Below are 17,955 nucleotides of genomic sequence, written 5' to 3' on the forward strand. Positions count from 1 at the left end.
TGCCCGTGTCCACGGCGGAATCGCCAGGATCGTGATGGTGGAGAAAGACAGATGCGGGAACAAATGAGGGGGATGCCGAATGGCCGGCGGCCTTGCGAGGGTGTACGTGCCCGGACCGTCCGGGCAGCGCTGCTGGCGCTGTTGGTGTTGGGCTTCTGTGGCAATGCGCAGGCGCTGCAGAACTTCACCGGCAAGGTGACCTCGATCGAAGTGACCTACATGCCGGGTAAGCTGGTGTTCGCGCTGGACGCGGGCAATGCGGCCTGTCCGGCGGGAAAGGGGCTGACCTGGAACAAGGCCGATCAGGAGAACAACAAAGCCGTCATGGCAGCGTTGGCTACCTCGATGTCGACCGGGCTGAGGGTGAAGTTCTACATTGAGGATGACGACATCGCCTGTGTCGGCCGATACGTCTATCTCGTCGAATAGCCTGCCGATAGTGTGCTTGCCGCGGGCTGCGAGACCGCGGTGTCACGGAACGAAGTGGAGAAAACAATGCGTAAGTGGATTGAAATGGCTGCGGTTGCGATCGGAATCGTGCTGGCGTCGCCGGCAGGCGCCGAGACGCTCACTGGCAATGTGTCGCGGATCTATGTGACCTCCACAGGCATGGTCAACTTCCGCATACAGGGGGCGTGCAAGAGCGGCACCTATTTCCAGTTCCAGCTGACCGAAGAGGACAGTGCGCGCAAGGCCTGGTACGCGATGCTGCTCAATGCGGCGACCCAGCGTCAGCCGGTGCGGGTGGCACTGGCGGATGCTTGCGATCCAGCGATCAATCAGACAGTCGCCTACATGTATCAGGACTACGAATAGGCCGTCGTGTCCGGCCGATGGCGATCGGTGTCTGCTATGCGGATCGCCGCACATTTGGTGTTTCCAAGCGATTGAGGACTATTGGATGACGATCAAAGCGGTATTGGGCGCACTTGCAGTGCTCCTGCTTTCCTTCCCATGCGCAGCCGCGCGGAACAACACCGGACACACCGTCGCCCGCATCGGTACCGGTTGGGGTAACGAGGCGATATTCGTGCACACGGTGGATGCCGCTCCGGTCGAGGAAGGCTGTGGCGGTACCCAGTACCGGATCAATCTCAACCACCCCTTGCTCAAGGAAATGCTGACGTTGCTGGTGGCGGCGCAGCAATCCAGGGCCCAGGTGGACCTGTATGTGGATGGTTGCCAGGGCAGTGTGATGGTCTTGCAGGCGGTCGCCATACATTAGTGGCGCATGAGTCGATGAATGAAGGAGGGGGGAGGATGTTTCGATCCGCAGTTGTGTTGGTAGGTCTGTGGGTCGGGTTGGTACCCGCCGCCAACGCCGAGACCAAGTTTCATTGCCAGGGTGAGTTGACCTACCTGGCCCTCGACGCCAGCGGCAGCGTGAACATCGCTATCGACGGCGTGTCGCCCGTCCACGGCGTATGCAACTTGCTCGCCGACGATGGCTACAAGGCTTCGCCGGAAAGCTGCAAGGCGATGTATGCGACATTCCTGGCGGTGAAGATGTCCGAGCGGGCGGTGCAGGTGTTCTACGAGGACCCGGTGCTGACCGATTGCTCGCAGATTGCGCCATGGTCCAAGCAACGCGGCTACTACTATGTCTCGTCGCAGTAAGACGATGATGCGGTATGGAGTGGATGGGGTGGGAACGGATGCAGGCCGTCGAGGCCGGGGTATCCGGCTCGTCCCGGTATCGAATCGATCGACAACAAGATGGCCGCTCAGGTGTCACGAGCCCGGTCAGGCAACAAGGACAAGCGATGCGTAACTGGCTTCTGACAATCCTGCTGTGGACGATCGCGCTGGGGCTGCCCGCCCAGGCGCAGACGGTGACCTATGTCCACACCGACGCGCTGGGCAGCCCGGTGGTGGAGACGGACGCCAACCGCAACGTCATCGAGCGCAACGAGTACGAACCCTACGGCAGGAGCAATCAGCCGCTGGACGACGCCCCCGCCTATACCGGACACGTCGGCGATGCCGCGACCGGACTGATCTACGCGCAGCAGCGCTACTACGACGATGATATCGGACGGTTTTTGTCGGTGGATCCGGTGACGGCTCACAGTGATCCGATTGGAATGTTTAATCGTTACAAGTATGCCGCAAATAATCCTTACGGTTTCAAGGATCCAGACGGTAGGCAGGAATGTCGTTCGTGCGAACTTGGTTACGGCGGAGTCACGAGTATGATGCTTACGCCGGAACAGCGCCGTGTCTGGGCAATTGGTGAAAGAGCGGCTACTACCGCAGGTAGCGGCGCCGAAGAAGGTGCGGCGATTATGGATGGGGTAAGGGAGTTTATTGCCAATCCAGAGGTTACAAGGGAAGGCATTACTCGGCTGGCAATAGCTGTTGCGATGGCGAGGCTAACGCATGGGAAATCTGCGGAGGTCATGCATGGTCCCTCGCCAAATATTAAATTGGGTCACCAAGGAAAGCATCAAGTTGGGGACAACAATTATCGCCCTGGTAGAAGTATCCTTACGGGGGATCCCGCTGAACTTGGAAGATATGCTGGAACAGGTCGGAAAGTAGGTGATATTGAAGTTGGGCGTCCCGGCTCTAAAGAGCGAGTTAACTTTGGCCGAGAAATTGGATACTATGTTGACAGGAATGGAAACGCCATATCGACAACGAACGGAATAATTCATTACGGCAAGGCCGGCATTCATATCGTTCCGTCGAGGCCTGATTGAGCTATGAATAAGAATTTGCGATCAGATATAACTTTGAGTGTGAATCGGGCATTGCTTGGGGAGGTGTTTTGTGAGCTTGTTGCGGTGTCATGTAAAACAGAAGGTGAAAGCAGATTTGAGCTGATTTTCTATGTTGACTCAGCGCCTTCTGATTCTATGGAGGAAGATGTCTCCTGTGTTGAAACTGAGGTAATGGCTGACTTTCCAGCAAGCTTCGAAATATCACACAAGGTTGTACAATTTGAGCAATCACACCTTAATGCATCTGATGTTTTTTGGATTTTTCTTAGAAAACAAGGTTGAAAGTGACCTGCCCCCGATAGCCGTACCAGTCATTCCTGACGAAGTCCGGGATTGAAGGTTACTGCCTTGTCGACCTGTTGTGCTCGATGGCTGGCTGCGAACCGTGCTGGCGGGGCACGTCCGCAACTACTGTGGGGTCTGACTGGACTGCCCCGGCTTTCACAGACAGGTAGTCAGGATACAAGCCTGACCGATAGATAGTTCCTCTCCGCCTGCACGGGTGATTGGTAGCCCAGTGCCGAGTGCATGCGGATGCGGTTGTAGAAGAGTTCGACATACTCGAACACTGCCATGCGTGCGGCTTCGCGGCTTTCAAAGGGTCTGTCGTCACCAATCTCGTGCTTGAGGGTGGCGAAGAAACTCTCGGCCATGGCGTTGTCGTAGGGCAACCCCGGCCTGCTCATACTCAGACGGATTTTCGCTGCCTCCGCTTTGGCCCGGTAACGGGCGCCGGTGTACTGGCTACCGCGGTCATGGTGAAGGATCAGACCCGGCTTGGGGCGACGCTGCTGCAAGGCCATATCGAGGGCGCGCTCGGTGAGATCGAGCCGCTGGTGGTTGTCCATCGCCCAGCCAACAACGCGTCGGCTGCAGGCGTCGATCAGGGCCGCGAAGTGGAGCGGCCCTTCGCGCGTGGGCAACTGCGTGATGTCGCCGACCCACAGCCGGTCCGGCGTCGGTGCGGCAAACGGCCACGAGCATAGCCGTGGTGCCGCTGGCGTGCGCTGATAGGCGGCGCGAGCACGCAAGAAGCGGCGTCGGCGGCGCGTCCACAGGCCGAACTCTCGACGAAGGCGATCCATTCGATGGCGTCCGCAGTCGATGCCACGCCGACGCAACTCACGCCACAGACGACGGCTTCCATAGCTCTCTCGAAGTTCCCGGTGCGTGGCTGCGATAACTGCCGCCAGCTTCACGTCTTCCGTTGCCCTGGTGCTTGGTGGACGCCGCTTCCAGGCGTGATAGCCGCTGAGCGACACCTTCAGCGCCCGGCACAGGTCTGTCAGAGGAAACGTCATCCGTTGTCCGTCGATCCAGGCGTACCGCGCTTGGATGCGCTCGCGAAGTACGCCGTCGCTTTTTTTAAGATCGTGTTTTCCTGCTCTAGCCGAGCGACCTGTCGGCGCAGTTGGGCTAGCTCCTGCTGCTGTGGCGAACGCCGGCCAGAGCCACGGAACGCCTGATCCCCATCAGTGGCAATCGCATCGCGCCATTTGTAGAGCCGGTTACGCGGTACGCCCAACTCCAGCGCCAGTTGGGTAGCCGGCTTGTCGCCGCGCTCCAGCAACCGCACCGCCTCGCGCTTGAACTCTGCGGTGAACTTCTGCCTTACCATCAAACACCTCCGGGGTTGTCCCCATTTTCAGGTGTCTGTGAAAGGCGGGCCAGTCCAGACTTCGTTGTAGTCGCGGCGCCACTCCGCGATGGCCTCGCGGGCCTGCGCCAGTGACGTGAACCAATGCTCGTTCAGGCATTCGTCGCGGAACTTGCCGTTGAAGCTCTCGATGTAGCCGTTCTGCATGGGCCGGCCGGGTTCGATCAGCAGGTGCTTGATGCCATGGCGCTGTGCCCAGGCGATGAAGGCGCGCGACGTGAACTCCGGCCCGTGATCGTGACCCGCCAGGAACGCGCGCCCTGCCGTAAGCAACAAAGATGGACACTCTCATCAGTGCCCCGTAACGGGCGCGCCTGTTGGTTGCGGTGAAAAGCGCTACCTATCGCTCAATGGTCCCTCCCCCCGGAACCTCATCCTCTTCCGCTTAACTCTCGACCGGGGTGAGGCCGAGCGGTTGGTAGAGCTCCGCCGCCTTCAGGTCGGTGGCCTGCGGGTCGAGCTCGATCCGATAGGGCAGGCCGGTGAAGCTGTCCCGGGCGAAGAACACCAGTCGGCCGTCGGACAGTTCCGGAGCCTTGATCTCGTCGAAGTCGGGAACGCCGAAGTCGCAGAGCCGGATCACGCCCGGGCGCCATGGCAGGGACGGGTCTTCGGTGGCCAGCCGCGCGCGGAAGGCAGTGGCGTAGTCGCCGGGGGCGGTGATCACGCTGAAGTCGTCGCCCAGCAGCAGATGGTTCGCCAGTTCGGCCAGCCGCGTTGCGGCCGAGGGCTGCAGCAGTCCGGGCGCAAGCGCCACGAGCTTGTCGAGTCGGACGACCTTGTGGGCGCCGCCGACAATGACGGCATTGGGGCCGTCGAAGCTGAGGTCCAGTTCGATATCCGGGAGTGCGTCGGTCATAAGTCTGCCTTTCTCGTCCATGTGGTGGGCCATCATCGGCCCGGTACTGTCCCTGTGTCGGCCGTCGTGACGCGCGGTCGTGCCGGATCGGGTCCTGGATCGCAGACTAGCAAATCCGCTTCGGCGAGGAGGAGGTCGACAGATCCAGGACAAGGGTCAGTGTCGACTGTCGTGCGCGAAAGCGATCGAATCCGGCCAGGTTCCCGGGCGGCTTCGCCTGACGAGAGAGTGCTCTAACCCGAGTTATGCAATACCGACGCCGCAAAGCGACCTTGGCCTGGACGAGTTGTCAGGTGGCTCCCAGAAGCGCTCTGGTGCCAAAATGGCAATACCTCCGGGGCCTCGTAGGACTCGGCAAACCCGATTGAGTAGATGAACGTGTCCTGGCCTTCCCGTGTAGGAAAGACGTGGAGGCAATGCCAACCGTGCTCCCGGATGTTGTCCGAGACTCTTTGGTTCTGAGCGGTGGAATCTTGATCCATTGTCTGATGCCTGAACTAAGCCGACCCTCGGCAAGGTGCGACCGAGCGGACTATGGCTGAAGGCGAGCGCTTAGGCACCGCCCCCGACGTGGGCTCGGATTGAATGAACTGTTAGGTGCCCGGCTCTGAACATTTGACGGGGGATTCAAGAAGGCGCCTGGTCACCGTTGCGTGCGAGTAGTTGACGGCAATAACCACCGGAAACGAAAGGCCCAGTATCTCGCAACGCTTGAAGTTGGCATGGTCGGTAAGCGAAAGCTCGCGCACATCCATGCCGAGGGCCGGGCCAAACCCGCGCAGCTCTACCGCGCTGACTCCAAAGAACGCGAGACGGAAAACACGATCCCAGTATGGGCCAAGGATTTCCAGCACTAGCTCACCCCCATCAGCGAGCAGCGGCATCCTATGAGAAAGCTCAACCAGAGAGCCGTCGTAGATGCAATCAGGACTTGAGGTATAGCCGACATACGCAGGAAGCGAGGCCAGCTCCTCAATCGACAGCGCAGACTCGGTCGTCACTCTCGAGAGTTGGGATAGTTCTAGGTCGCGAGTCGTTGTCATGGGCGGCTAACGCCTGAACTTAAGCCGAGCCGCGAAGCGGCGTCGGTTTGGGTGAACTGTCAGGCAGCAATACTTTGAGCTAGAGCGAGGTGTAGAACGTGTAGCCATCCGGTTTACGAGCAAATGTGGCGCGCAGAAAGCCAATTGTCCAGACCGCTTCAACGACCAGGGTAGGCGGCTCGCCTTCGTTTGCGGCGACGTACTGCCCTGCGTCAGTCCATTCCGAAAGAACGGATGCCTTGGCAAGTTCCTTTGCGCTGGCATCTGACACCGCTTTGACCCAGCGCGTCGTGAAGAACCCGATCGCGGGTTCAGAGCCGTCTTGAGTCAACAGATTGATGCCTGTCCCTTCGAGGCGAACTGCAAAAGTCTTCATTGGCTTTGCCTGGCACCTGGATCAAGCCGAACCGAGAAGGGGCTTCGGCATGAATGAACTGTTAGGACGCATCCGGCGGCATCCCGTAGAACGATAGCTCAATGCTGCAGCCAAGCTCGCTGGCCAATAGAACCAGCGGGTGCGGGATCCGATAGCAAGGCCATGGGCGATCCTCGGTAGCCAGGTCATAGAGACCGAAGTCGATGGTAGCAGCCGAGAACCCAAGGCTCCTGATAAGCAGGAAGTCTTGCTTGTGCCTTCGGATGAACTGGGAAGCTTGGGCGGCTTGCTCGACAATGCCATCAGCGCCTGACAGCTCAATGTTGAATCCGGAAATCTTGATCGGGCCGCGGCTCTTTGGAGTGCCGGGGTCGCCCTTCCAGAAGACGCGGCTGGGCTGGATCGACGAAGTTGCGAGAAATCGACGGACCTTGACCGTTGAGCCTGAAACGCGAAGCATGCATGCCGGCATGTATGCGCCCTGACGCCTGATTCAAGCCGAGCCGCGAAGCGGCTTCGGCCTGGGTGAATTGTTAGGCGTCATACGGTGCTGGCGCCTGCTTGCAAACGGTGACCTCGTCTGCCCGCCAGCTACCGCGCTCGAAAGAGCAGAGCAGGAGGTGACCGGTCGCTGACGATACCCTTAGAACTTGATTGTCTGGCGCCGTGAAGTGGAGAGCTACTTCCTGTCCAATCAGGCCCGCCCATGTGGTCGAGGCCGATACATCAAAGTCCGTGAGCTGAGCGTCCGGCAGGAAGTGCGACGAACCCTGGGTGCCGATAGCGTACTGGACAGGCTCTCCGACCCACGAGACAAAAAGCTTCTGGCCGTCTTGAAAGGTCAGCACAAGCTCCCCGCCAAAGTCATGGGTCTCGTCACGCTCTGCGGCATCTACGACGAGCTCCTCGCCCTCGAAAAGCCTGTAGTGGATCGCTGTGAGCTTGGACATGACGCCTAAGGCCTGAACTGAGCCGAGCCACGAAGCGGCCTCGGCTTGAAAGAATTGTTAGGGCCCAGATCGGAGACTCGGAACACCCCCGCCAATCACGATTGCATAAAGACCCAGCCCCATGACAGCAGTAAAGCAAACGAGCATTGCATCACATAGCAATGAGAGCTGCGGGTCGCCAAGTGGTCGATGCCCGCGGCGGTAAACATACGAGATAATTTTCAGTGCACCGTGCCGAAAAGAAGGCTGACCGAGTGCCTGAAACTCCGCGGGATGTCGTGTCCGAACGTAGCGCAAGAAATACGCGACGAGGCACAGCCATAAGACCGCAAGGCCTAGAGCCGAGAGAACTAACCATGGGGCATGCGAGAAGATCACTTCTTGGCTCTAACTCACCAGTAGACCCCGGAAACGGGGTGGTATCCGATTCTTTATCACCCGCCAGGTCGCGTCAATCGTCAAAGCCCTGCCAGAAATCAAGGACTTTCCTGGCGATCGTGATGTGCCCGGCGGGTCCTCTTCTTGCGGATTGCGACGAACCTGGAGTGCTATGAGATATCGGCCCAAGATGGGGTGCTACTTGGGCCGATATCCGCATAAGGACGGCTATCGGGTCGAAGGCGGGATATGAAGTCAGTGCGTGCGAAAGAGATGGCTTCTTGTTCGCACAGTGTGCCGGCGCGATTGATGCTCGGGCCCCTGCTCAAGGTACGGAATGGACCCGGCGGCTCTGTTCGTTGTCTCAGGTGTCCTCGGGGCTGCGCGTTTCCTGCCCTGATGGCGGCTTGCCGTCTTCGTTCAACGCGCGCCCCTCCGGCACCTCACCCCGTCCGAACATCTCCCCGAAGAAATCCCCCTCGTTCCAGCGCGGTCGTTCCGGCGCGTCGGCGATGCGTTGGCCGATTTCGGCGTTGAGGTGCGCCAGGCGCGCGGCGTCGTCGTAGCGGATCGGTTGCGAGGCGTCGTCGCCGGGGCGGTGGTAGTGCTCGCGCAGGAAGGCGCCGTTGATCGCGCGGGCGTCGACGCCGTCGCGGCCCTGGTAGCCGCCGACCAGGTAGATCGACGGCACCCCGGCGCGGATGAAGGCGTACTGGTCGCTGCGCACGAAGATCGATTCTTCCGGGATCGGGTCCGGCGACAGCGTCACCCCGACCTCGGCGGAGGCGGCCTCGACCAGCGCTTGCAGGCTGGAGTGTTCGATGCCGACCGGGACCGCGTCGGAGGTCGGCGCCAGCAGCACCGGCATGTCCATGTTGACGTTGGCGACCAGCGCGTCGGCGGCGACGGTCGGGTGACGGGCGAACCATTCCGCGCCGAGCAGGCCCTTCTCCTCGGCGGTGACCGCGACGAACAGCAGCGAGCGCTTCGGCGGCTGCGGCGATTGCGCCAGCCGCTTGGCCGCCTCCAGCATGATCGCCACGCCCAGGGCGTTGTCGAGCGCGCCGTTGTAGATCGCATCGCCGTCGACCGCGGCGCCGATGCCGATGTGGTCGAGGTGGGCGCTGAACACCACGTGCTCGGCGGCCAGTGCCGGGTCGCTGCCGGGCAGCACGCCGACGACGTTGCGCGATTGCACCGGTTCGATCCGGCTGCGCGAAGCCAGGGTCGCGGTGCCGGGCAGGTCGAAGCCGTGCAGGGTGCCGGCGTCGAGGTCGGCGAACAGCTGGCGTGCGCTGCGTCCGCCGGCATCGAGCAGGCGCGGTGCGGCGGCGGCGCTGACCCGGGCGATCACTTGCAGCTGCGGGAAGGTGTCCAGGGCGACGCCGTCCGCGCCGCGCAGGCGCATGCCCGGGCGCCGCCAGTTGTCGGCGCGGTGTGCCCACGGGCTGCGCGCGTCCTCGGCATCGGTGGATACGAAGATCGCGCCGACCGCGCCGCGCGCGGCCAGTTCGCGCAGCTTCTCGCGGCCGGAGGCGTGGAAGGCGCGGCGGTCGGTATCGAAGGCCGCCGGCGCGCCGTTGAACAGCACCGCGATCCTGCCGCGCAGGTCGAGCCCGGCGAAGTCGTCGTACCCCAGCGACGGTGCATGCACGCCCTGGCCGACGAACACCATCGGCGCGGTCACGCGCGCCTCGGCGGCATTGAAGTCGGCATCGGGCAGGAACTCGCGCTCGAACGCCAGTGCGACATCGCCGCCGTCGCGATGCACCACCAGCGCCGCGCCTTCGGCCTCGCGGGTGGCGGCCAGCATCGGCACGCTCTGGTAATAACTGCGCTGGCCCTGGTCATCGCGGGCGGCCGGGGCCAGTCCGGTCGCGCGCATGCGCTGGGCCACGTACAACGCGGCCAGATCGTGGCCGCGGCGGCCGGCCTCGCGCCCCTCCAACAGGTCGTCGGCGAGGAAGCGCACATCGGCCTCGATCCGGCGTGCGTCGGCACCGGCGCTGGCGTCGTAGGGTTCGGGCTCCGACGCTGTCGGAGGCGGGGCCGGTTGGCATGCGGCGATGGCGACAGCGACAGCGACAGCGACAGCGACAATCAGGACCTGCGGAGCGAAACGATTCGGGATGCGCATCGGTGATGACGGGGCCGGACGGATGCGCAGCGTACCGCGATGGCCTCCCGCGTCGGGCGATCCCCGCACTGCGTTAAGCTGCACCGATGTTCGAACTGGCCGGCGTCCGCAAGCGCTACGCAGCGACCACCGCGCTCGACGGCGTCGACCTGTCGATCGCCCGTGGCGCCACCACCGCCCTGATCGGTCCCAGCGGCGCCGGCAAGTCGACCGTGCTGCGGATGCTGATCGGACTGGAATGGCCGGATGCCGGCGAGGTGCGCTTCGACGGCGAACCGTTGCAGCGCGCGCGCCTGCCCGAGCAGCGGCGCCGGATCGGCTACGTGATCCAGGAGGGCGGGCTGTTCCCGCACATGAGCGCGGCCGACAACGCCGCCCTGCTGGCGCGCACCCTGGGCTGGCCGCGCGCGCGCATCGAGGCGCGCCTGGACGAGCTGGCGCGGCTGTGCCGGTTGCCGGCCGACGCGCTGCGGCGTTATCCGGCCGAGCTGTCCGGCGGCCAGCGCCAGCGGGTCGGCCTGGTGCGCGCGCTGATGCTGGACCCGCCGGTGCTGCTGCTGGACGAGCCGCTGGGCGCGCTGGACCCGATCATCCGCCACGAGCTGCAGGCGCAGATGCGCGAACTGTTCGCGACCCTGCACAAGACCGTGGTGATGGTCACCCACGATGTCGCCGAGGCCGCGTATCTGGCCGATACCCTGGTGCTGCTGCGGCGCGGGCGCATCGTCCAGCAGGGCAGCGCGCGCGCTCTGCACGATGCCCCGGCCACGCCGTTCGTGCGCGAGTTCCTGCACGCCCAGCGCAGCCTGGAGGAGTGCCTGTGAGTCGCCTCGGCCGGATGGTCCTGGCGGCGATGCCGGTCGTGCTCACGCTCGTGCTCGCGGTGGCGACCACGGCCACCGCCGCCGAGCCGCTGCGCATCGGCAGCAAGAACTTCACCGAATCGGTGATCCTGGCCGAGATCGGCGCCCGTGCCGGCCGCGCCCAGGGCCGCGACATCGAGCACCGGCGCCAGCTCGGCGGCACCCGCATCCTCTGGCGCGCGCTGGAGAACGGCAGCATCGACGCCTATCCCGAGTACACCGGGACGCTGGCCCAGGAGCTGCTGCAGATGCCCGGCGCCAGCGACGATGCGCTGCGCGCGGCGTTGGCCGAACGCGGACTGGCGATGACCGGGCCGCTGGGCTTCGACAACACCTACGCGCTGGGCATGCGCGCCGATCGCGCGCTGGCGCTGGGGATCGATTCGATCTCCGACCTGGCCGCGCATCCGGGGCTGAAGATCGGCCTGAGCAACGAGTTCATGCAGCGCGCCGACGGCTGGCCGGGCCTGAGCGCGGCCTACGGGCTGCCGCAGCGCGCCAATGGCCTCGATCACGACCTGGCCTACCGCGGGCTGCAAAGCGGCGCGATCGACGTCATCGACCTCTACAGCACCGACGCGGAGATCGACTACTACGACCTGGCCGTGCTCGCGGACGACCGCCGCTTCTTCCCCGCCTATCGCGCGGTGTTCCTGTACCGCGCCGACCTGGACGCGCGCGCGCCGGACTGGAGCGCGACCCTGGAGGCGATGGCCGGGCGCATCGACGCGACCGCGATGCGGCGGCTCAATGCGCGGGTCAAGCTCGGCCGCGAGAGCGAGGCCGCGGTCGCCGCCGACTGGCTCGGGGTCGAGGCGCCGCAGGCCGGCGGTCGCACGGCACGGATCGCGCGCCGCACCGTCGAGCACCTCGGCCTGGTCGGGGTGTCGCTGGCACTGGCGCTGCTGGTGGCGTTGCCGCTGGGCGTGCTGGCCGCGCGCCGGCGCCGGCTCGGACAGCTGGTGCTGTCGCTGACCGGGTTGCTGCAGACCCTGCCGTCGCTGGCGGTGTTCGTGTTCATGATCCCGTTGTTCGGGATCGGCGCCGGTCCGGCGATCGCGGCGCTGTTCCTGTACAGCCTGTTGCCGATCGTGCGCAACACCCACGCCGGCATCACCGGGATTCCACGCGAGTTGCGCGAAACTGCCGCCGCGCTCGGCCTGCCCCCGCGCACGCGGCTGTGGCGGGTCGAACTGCCACTGGCGCTGCGCACCATCCTGGCCGGCATCAAGACCGCGGCGGTGATCAACGTCGGTACCGCCACGCTCGGCGCACTGATCGGCGCCGGCGGCTACGGCCAGCCCATCCTGACCGGCATCCGCCTCGACGACATCGGCCTGATCCTGGAGGGCGCGGTGCCGGCGGCGGCGCTCGCGCTGGCGGTGCAGGGCCTGTTCGAGCTGGTCGAGCGCGCGCTGACCCCGCGCGGCCTGCGTCTGGCGCCGCGCCGTTGACGCGGCCGGGGCGGTTCCGCCCGGCGGCACCCCTTCCCGGTCCAGAGGACACCGTCATGCCCCCGATCCAGCGTCATCGCATCCGGCTGCCGGACGTGGACTTCAGCCGCAAGCTGGAGAGCGACGTGTATTTCATGCTCGACGACGCCGACGGCGGCAGCCGGCGGATCCGCTTCCACGACTACGACGCCATCTACGCGGTGCCGGGCCTGTACGAGCAGATCTTCTACGAGCGGCTCAAGTGCGATTCGCCGCGATTCCTGGCGCAGCGGCTGGAAGAGGTGCTCGCCGCCGCCGGCGACGACCTCAACCGCCAGCGGGTGTTCGATTTCGGCGCCGGCAACGGGATGATGGGCGAGGCGCTGGCCCACCACGGCGTGTCGCGCCTGGTCGGGCTCGACATCTCCGCGGCCGCGGAATCGGCGCTGCACCGCGACCGTCCCGGGCTGTACGACGCCTATTACGCCGCCGACATCACCGGCGACGACCCAAGCCTGCGCGAGGCGCTGCGACGCTGGCACTTCACCTGTCTGACCACGGTCGCGGCGCTGGGATACCACGACATTCCCGCCGCGGCGTTCCGCGAGGCCTTCAACCTGGTCGGCGACGGCGGCTGGATCGCCTTCAACATCAAGGAGACCTTCCTCGGCGAGTCCGACGACAGCGGCTTCGCGGTGTTCATCAAACGCCTGATCGCGGGCGAGTTCCTGCAGCTGTACCACCTGGAACGCTACCGCCACCGCATCTCGATCGAGGGCAATCCGCTGTACTACTGCGCGGTGATCGGCCGCAAGCTGGCGCCGCTGGTGGCGTGATCGCGCACGGCCCGCGTCGAGCGGGCCGCGGCGTGGCGTCAGTTGGTATCCAGCGGCTTGGCCGCGCCGGACTTGCGGACGTCGGTGTCGTCCCCGTCTTCGGCGCCGTCGGCGCTCGCGGCATTGGCGAGCAGGTCGATCTCGCGGTCGGGCAGCGCGACCACCAGGGTCTGGTAGCTCCAGCGCTTGCGCTTGCGGGTCGCCTCGACATAGACGGTGGCCTCGCCGTCGGGGCCTTCCACCCCGATCGACAGGTCGGCCTCGCCGGCGTCGTTGTTGATGTTGATGTTGCCGCTGGGCATGAAGCCGGCCTCGATCGGCTCGCCCAGCGCCGCCACCACCTCGGCCGAGGCCCGCGCCTCGGCCAGCGCGTGCCGGTAGGGTTCGGACGAGCGCATCATGCCCGAGACCAGCGACAGCAGGCCGAAGATCGCCGCCGCCATCAGCCCCAGCAAGGACAGGCCGATGACCGGCACCGCCCATTTCCAGTTGCGCTGCCACCAGTTGCGTTGACCGATGGCGCCGGCCGCCTCGTGCTGTGTCATGTCTGTTGGGCCCCCTGCCCGATACCGTCCGCGATCGCGTTCCAGTCTGTCGGCCGCGGTCGTACGGTTCAAGTCGGTGTGGCCGGTGTCGCGCGAAAACAAAACGGCCGCCCGGAGGCGGCCGTGGAAGCAGGGTTCGAATCGCGGATCAGAAACGCGCTTCGATGCCCAGGGTGAAGGTGCGCACGTCGACGTCCGCATCGAAGGGCTTGGCCTTGATGAAGTCGTAGTTCAGGCCCAGGCCGAAGGTCGGGCTGAAGTCGTAGCCGACACCGACGCCGAAGTACGGATCGGTCGAGGAGTCCTCGGCGCGGCCGAACCCGGTGACCGAGACGTCGGTGGTGGTGCGGATCACGCCAGCGCGGCCGGAGATGTAGAAGCCGTGGTGCGGGTCGGTGAAGTTGCGCTTGCCGGTCACGCCCAGGCCGAAGCCGTCGATCTCGGCCGACCCGGTGCTGTCGGAGTCCTCGCCGAGATTGCTGTAGAAGCCCTCGATCGCGATCGTGCTGTTGAAGTAGTAGCCGCCGCGCAGGCTGAAGGCGGTGTCGCTGCCGTCCGCGCCGTCGACTTCGATGTCGCTGTTGCCGACTTCGCCACGCACGAACATGCCCGCGCCGTTGGCGGCCATCGCGGTGGTGGAGAAGCCGCCCAGGGCCAGGGCGATCGAAAGGGCCAGGGTCTTGTTCATCTGGGATGATCCTTGATTCGGTGTCCGCCCGTCATTGGGCCGCCGGCACCATGCCCAAGCCACCGGCCCGAGTCAACTCAGCGGCCATGACAGGCATTCCGCGACGGCGGTCACGGCGACTTCGCGAACGCGGGCGCGGGTCGGCGCCGGATCAGTGATCGCGGCGGCGGAACGGCAGCACGGTGCCGGTTTCCTCGTCGTCCCGGCGCTGCCAGATCACCGGCACGTCGCGCGGCGACTGCGGCTCCAGCTCGTTGCGGTCGGCCTCGGCGGTGGCGTCCAGCTCCTCCTCGTCCTCCCAGCTGTAGCGCTTGCGCGGCGGCTGCGGGTCGAGCCGGCTGAACAGCCAGGCCGCGACCACTCCGCCCAGCGCACCGCCCAGGTGCGCCTGCCACGACACCCCCGGCTCGCGCGGCAGCACCGTCAGCAGCATGCCGCCGTAGAACAGGAACGCGGCCATCGACGCTGCCACCGCCGGACGGTCGCGGCGCAGCAGGCCGAGCAGGAACACCATGAACATCAGCCCGTGGGTCAGGCCGCTGGCGCCGAGGTGGTGGCTGCCGGGATGGCCGAGCAGCCAGGCGCCCAGGCCGGAGCCGATCCAGATCAGCGGCAGCGCCCGCGCGGTCGCCTTCGGATACATGCCACCGGCGAGGGTGCCGAGCATCAGCAGGGCGATCGCGTTCGCCGCCAGATGCTCGAACGAGCCGTGCAGCAGCGGCGCGGTCAGCACTCCGAGCAGGCCGCTCCATTCGCCCGGGTTCACCGTCCAGCGACCGACATCGAAGCCCGGCTGGGCCAGGAACACCGCGGTCAGCACGCCGATGAAGGCGAGGCTGAGGTTGAACGCGCGCAGCCAGCGGCGCTTGTCGGCCTGGCGCTGGGCCTGGCTGTCGGGGATCTCGGCGTCGGTCGGCAGGTGCATGAAACACACATGGCAGCCGCCGGCGCCGATTGCAAGCCGGCGCCCGTCCCGGCCGTGCGGGCGGCTGTGTTTCGCGGACGGGACGGTCGCGCGGCCGTCCGCTCAGCGCGCGATCAGCACCAGCAGCGAGCGCCCGTGCAGGCCGTACACCGTCCACTCGCCGCCGATCGGGTCCTCGGCGCCGGGCAGGCGCACCGCGTCGGCGCCCTCGTTCCAGGCCGCGGTGTCGGTGACCCGGTACCAACTCTTGCCGGCGCCGGGCCAGGGCAGGGTGAAGTCCACCGGCCCCGACCAACCGTTGTAGGCGACATAGATCGCACTGGCCGGGTCGCCGAACTCGCTGCCGTCGATGCGCCAGGCGATCGCGTGGTTGCCGCTGTCGCCGAAGTAACCGGCATCGGCCTGCTGACCGTCGGGACGGAACCAGCGCAGCTGCTCCATCACGTTGCCGTTGTTGTCGCCGCCGGAATAGAACTGCGCCGGACGCAGCGCCGGATGCGCGGCGCGGAAGCCGAGCATCCGCCGGGTGAAGGTCTCCTGGTTCGCCTCGTGGCTGTCGCGGGTCCAGTACAGCCAGTTGGCCGGCGAATCGAGGTTGTAGGGGTTGTTGTTGCCGAACTGGGTACGCAGCGCCTCGTCGCCGCCGGTGAACATCGGCACCCCGGCGCTGAGCAGCAGCAGGGCCATGCCGGTGCGCGCGGCCTGGCGCTGCGCGGCCGCGGCGCCGCCCTGGTCCCAGCTGTTGTTGTGGTCCTCGCCGCCGTCGGAGGGGCCGTAGGGCCAGGGCTGGTTGTTGAGCTTGCCGTTGTAGGCGTAGAGGTCGTTGAGGGTGAAGCCGTCGTGGGCGGCGAGGAAGTTGACCGAGTGCCAGGGCCGTCGGCCGTCGTCCTGGTAGAGGTCGGACGAGCCGGCGAAGCGGGTCGCCAGCGCGCCGGTGGTGACCGTCTCCAGCCCCAGCTTGTTCTGCTTCTTGCGGATGCGGTCGCGGTAGTCGCCGTTCCACTCCGCCCACGCCGACGGGAAGCCGCCGACCTGGTAGCTGTTGCCGCCGATCGCCCACGGCTCGGCGATCAGGTCGATGCCGGCACCGCCGTTGGCCGGGCGCGCCGGCAACTCGGCGGCGATGCGGTTGAGCGCGGTGCCGGCGTCGTCGCGGTCGAAGTCGAAGCAGCCGTGCTCGCAGCGGTTGCCCAACACCGAGGCCAGGTCGAAGCGGAAGCCGTCCACGCCCAGGGTGTCGCGCCAGTAGGCCAGCGAATCGACGATCAGGTCCTGGGCGATCGGATTGCGGGTGTTGTAGTTGCCGCCGACCCCGGTGTTGTCCCACGGGTACTGGTGGTCGGCGCTGAGCGAGTAATAGCTGCGGTTGTCCAGACCGCGCCAGGACAGCAGGTTGTAGACGCTGACCCCGTCGCTGCCGCCCCACGGCCCGCCCTCGCCGGTGTGGTTGTAGACCACGTCGACGTAGACCTTGATGCCGGCGTCGTGGAAGGCCTTGACCATCGCCTTGAACTCGCGGGTCGGGCCGCCGGCAGACTTGTCCGAGGCGTAGCGACGGTCGGGCGCGAACCAGTTCAGGGTCATGTAGCCCCAGTAGTTGTCGCCCTCGGTCGAGGCGGGATCGAGATCGTTCTGGTCGTTCTGGGTCTCCTGCAGCGGCAGGAACTCGACCGCGGTGACGCCGAGCCCGGCCAGCCAGGCGGCCTTCTGCGCGGCGCCGGCGTAGGTGCCGCGGATCGACGCCGGCAGCGCGGTGTCGTTCATGGTCAGCCCGCGCAGGTGGACCTCGTAGATCACCTCGTCGCGGAAGGCGCGGGTCGGCTTGCTGCCGGTCGAGCCGGCCTCCTCGGCCAGCACGATGCCCTTGGGTGCGCAGGCGGCGCTGTCCTTGTGGCGATGGGCGGCGCCGCTGGCGTAGACGGTGCCGTCGCTGCAGCCCGGGCCGATCGGATCGTGGCTGATCTCGCGCGCGTACGGGTCGATCAGCAACTTGTTGGGGTTGAAGCGGTGGCCGGCGGCATCGACGTCGGCGACGAAGCCGGCGCTGTTGCCCGGCGACCAGGCGGGGTCGTGCGGCCAGTTCGGGCCCCAGGCGCGGTAGCCGTAGTAGACCGGACCGGTCACGCCCTGCGCCTGCAGGGCCGCGACCGGCACCGTCGCCGACCAGATGCCGGTGGCGGGATCGCGGACCAGGTTCAGCCGCAGCGCCTCGGCGCCGCTGTCGGGGCTGGCGTAGATCCAGGCCTCGATCCGGCTGGCGTGGGCCGAGCGGACCCGGAAGCGGACGCTGTCGCCGGCGTCGACAGGGCGCGCGCCCAGCGCGTGGGCGTCGATCGCCGCGTGGGTCGGCAGCCAGGCCAGGCACAGCGCGCCGGCCAGGCCCAGGGTACGAAGCTTGCGGCTCCGGCCGCGCCTGCGATCGAGCATGGTTCCCTCCCGCGGATGTCCGCTTCTTGCGTGTGCGGCCGACTATCGCATCGGGTGCAGGTGCACAACGGCCGCCTGCAAACGTATTCAGGCGCGGCGTTGCCCAGACCCGGTC

22 protein-coding genes and 1 pseudogene are annotated in these 17,955 nt (G+C 65.8%); 9 read left to right on the plus strand and 14 right to left on the minus strand.

Features of this window, described 5'->3' with window-relative positions; translation table 11 throughout:
• Positions 1-51 precede the first annotated feature (51 nt).
• The 6 genes from C9I47_RS00270 to C9I47_RS17345 all read left to right on the plus strand — a co-directional run bounded on the left by C9I47_RS00270 (position 52) and on the right by C9I47_RS17345 (position 3,005).
• Positions 52-429 (plus strand): hypothetical protein, encoded by a 378-nt coding sequence (locus tag C9I47_RS00270; RefSeq protein ID WP_223250212.1) that lies wholly within the window; start codon positions 52-54, stop codon positions 427-429.
• A 66-nt stretch (positions 430-495) separates the two neighbouring features.
• Positions 496-816: a hypothetical protein gene (locus C9I47_RS00275; protein ID WP_145985371.1), complete on the plus strand. Its 321-nt coding sequence runs from the start codon at positions 496-498 to the stop codon at positions 814-816.
• A gap of 85 nt (positions 817-901) precedes the next feature.
• Entirely contained in the window at positions 902-1,225 is a 324-nt protein-coding gene (locus tag C9I47_RS00280; RefSeq protein WP_111264949.1) for a hypothetical protein, read from the plus strand.
• 35 nt (positions 1,226-1,260) lie between these two features.
• Positions 1,261-1,617 carry a hypothetical protein gene (locus C9I47_RS00285; RefSeq protein WP_145985372.1) on the plus strand — a complete coding sequence of 119 codons (357 nt, stop codon included), beginning with the start codon at positions 1,261-1,263 and terminating at the stop codon, positions 1,615-1,617.
• 146 nt (positions 1,618-1,763) lie between these two features.
• Positions 1,764-2,702: a polymorphic toxin type 50 domain-containing protein gene (locus C9I47_RS17675; RefSeq protein WP_223250213.1), complete on the plus strand. Its 939-nt coding sequence runs from the start codon at positions 1,764-1,766 to the stop codon at positions 2,700-2,702.
• 3 nt (positions 2,703-2,705) lie between these two features.
• Positions 2,706-3,005, plus strand: a complete 300-nt coding sequence (locus C9I47_RS17345) for a hypothetical protein (protein ID WP_145985373.1) — start codon at positions 2,706-2,708, stop codon at positions 3,003-3,005.
• A gap of 173 nt (positions 3,006-3,178) precedes the next feature.
• Here the strand turns inward: C9I47_RS17345 and C9I47_RS00295 are convergent, their stop codons facing one another.
• The 10 genes and pseudogenes from C9I47_RS00295 to C9I47_RS00335 all read right to left on the minus strand — a co-directional run bounded on the left by C9I47_RS00295 (position 3,179) and on the right by C9I47_RS00335 (position 9,958).
• Positions 3,179-4,060 (minus strand): IS3 family transposase, encoded by an 882-nt coding sequence (locus C9I47_RS00295; protein WP_111264919.1) that lies wholly within the window; start codon positions 4,058-4,060, stop codon positions 3,179-3,181.
• The gene (locus tag C9I47_RS00300; RefSeq protein WP_111264920.1) at positions 4,021-4,341 is read right to left on the minus strand and encodes a transposase; all 321 of its coding nucleotides are present in this window, start codon (positions 4,339-4,341) and stop codon (positions 4,021-4,023) included. Before C9I47_RS00300 ends, C9I47_RS00295 begins: the two co-directional genes overlap by 40 nt.
• Before the next feature lie 60 nt (positions 4,342-4,401).
• A pseudogene (locus C9I47_RS00305) lies at positions 4,402-4,617 on the minus strand (integrase core domain-containing protein); the annotation flags it as partial.
• A gap of 148 nt (positions 4,618-4,765) precedes the next feature.
• Positions 4,766-5,239, minus strand: coding sequence for a hypothetical protein (locus tag C9I47_RS00310; RefSeq protein WP_111264951.1), 474 nt, complete (start codon positions 5,237-5,239; stop codon positions 4,766-4,768).
• 233 nt (positions 5,240-5,472) lie between these two features.
• Entirely contained in the window at positions 5,473-5,721 is a 249-nt protein-coding gene (locus C9I47_RS18205; RefSeq protein WP_111264952.1) for a DUF4262 domain-containing protein, read from the minus strand.
• A 111-nt stretch (positions 5,722-5,832) separates the two neighbouring features.
• Positions 5,833-6,240 (minus strand): hypothetical protein, encoded by a 408-nt coding sequence (locus C9I47_RS00320; RefSeq protein ID WP_145985374.1) that lies wholly within the window; start codon positions 6,238-6,240, stop codon positions 5,833-5,835.
• 121 nt (positions 6,241-6,361) lie between these two features.
• Positions 6,362-6,658 carry a hypothetical protein gene (locus C9I47_RS17350; RefSeq protein WP_145985375.1) on the minus strand — a complete coding sequence of 99 codons (297 nt, stop codon included), beginning with the start codon at positions 6,656-6,658 and terminating at the stop codon, positions 6,362-6,364.
• Between the two features lie 61 nt (positions 6,659-6,719).
• Positions 6,720-7,118, minus strand: coding sequence for a hypothetical protein (locus tag C9I47_RS00325; RefSeq protein WP_111264954.1), 399 nt, complete (start codon positions 7,116-7,118; stop codon positions 6,720-6,722).
• 73 nt (positions 7,119-7,191) lie between these two features.
• Positions 7,192-7,608: a hypothetical protein gene (locus C9I47_RS00330; RefSeq protein ID WP_111264955.1), complete on the minus strand. Its 417-nt coding sequence runs from the start codon at positions 7,606-7,608 to the stop codon at positions 7,192-7,194.
• Between the two features lie 742 nt (positions 7,609-8,350).
• Positions 8,351-9,958 (minus strand): M28 family metallopeptidase, encoded by a 1,608-nt coding sequence (locus C9I47_RS00335; RefSeq protein ID WP_190238558.1) that lies wholly within the window; start codon positions 9,956-9,958, stop codon positions 8,351-8,353.
• Positions 9,959-10,209: 251 nt separating this feature from the next.
• Here C9I47_RS00335 and C9I47_RS00340 point away from each other — a divergent pair, with 251 nt between their 5' ends.
• The 3 genes from C9I47_RS00340 to C9I47_RS00350 are packed head-to-tail and all read left to right on the plus strand — an operon-like array spanning position 10,210 to position 13,255.
• The gene (locus C9I47_RS00340) at positions 10,210-10,947 is read left to right on the plus strand and encodes an ATP-binding cassette domain-containing protein (RefSeq protein WP_111264957.1); all 738 of its coding nucleotides are present in this window, start codon (positions 10,210-10,212) and stop codon (positions 10,945-10,947) included.
• 29 nt (positions 10,948-10,976) lie between these two features.
• Positions 10,977-12,440: an ABC transporter permease/substrate-binding protein gene (locus C9I47_RS00345; RefSeq protein WP_111267873.1), complete on the plus strand. Its 1,464-nt coding sequence runs from the start codon at positions 10,977-10,979 to the stop codon at positions 12,438-12,440.
• A 56-nt stretch (positions 12,441-12,496) separates the two neighbouring features.
• Positions 12,497-13,255 (plus strand): methyltransferase domain-containing protein, encoded by a 759-nt coding sequence (locus tag C9I47_RS00350; RefSeq protein ID WP_111264958.1) that lies wholly within the window; start codon positions 12,497-12,499, stop codon positions 13,253-13,255.
• 38 nt (positions 13,256-13,293) lie between these two features.
• Here C9I47_RS00350 and C9I47_RS00355 read toward each other — a convergent pair whose 3' ends face one another.
• The 4 genes from C9I47_RS00355 to C9I47_RS00370 all read right to left on the minus strand — a co-directional run bounded on the left by C9I47_RS00355 (position 13,294) and on the right by C9I47_RS00370 (position 17,840).
• Entirely contained in the window at positions 13,294-13,800 is a 507-nt protein-coding gene (locus tag C9I47_RS00355) for a cytochrome c oxidase assembly factor Coa1 family protein (RefSeq protein WP_190238559.1), read from the minus strand.
• A 148-nt stretch (positions 13,801-13,948) separates the two neighbouring features.
• On the minus strand, positions 13,949-14,488 hold the full coding sequence (locus C9I47_RS00360; protein ID WP_111264960.1) for a porin family protein: 540 nt from the start codon (positions 14,486-14,488) through the stop codon (positions 13,949-13,951).
• A 151-nt stretch (positions 14,489-14,639) separates the two neighbouring features.
• Entirely contained in the window at positions 14,640-15,413 is a 774-nt protein-coding gene (locus tag C9I47_RS00365) for a rhomboid family intramembrane serine protease (protein WP_111264961.1), read from the minus strand.
• A gap of 102 nt (positions 15,414-15,515) precedes the next feature.
• Positions 15,516-17,840 carry a glycogen debranching protein gene (locus tag C9I47_RS00370; RefSeq protein ID WP_111264962.1) on the minus strand — a complete coding sequence of 775 codons (2,325 nt, stop codon included), beginning with the start codon at positions 17,838-17,840 and terminating at the stop codon, positions 15,516-15,518.
• Positions 17,841-17,955 lie beyond the last annotated feature (115 nt).

This window comes from Marilutibacter maris (genome assembly GCF_003233695.1).
Taxonomy (GTDB): Bacteria; Pseudomonadota; Gammaproteobacteria; order Xanthomonadales; family Xanthomonadaceae; genus Marilutibacter; species Marilutibacter maris.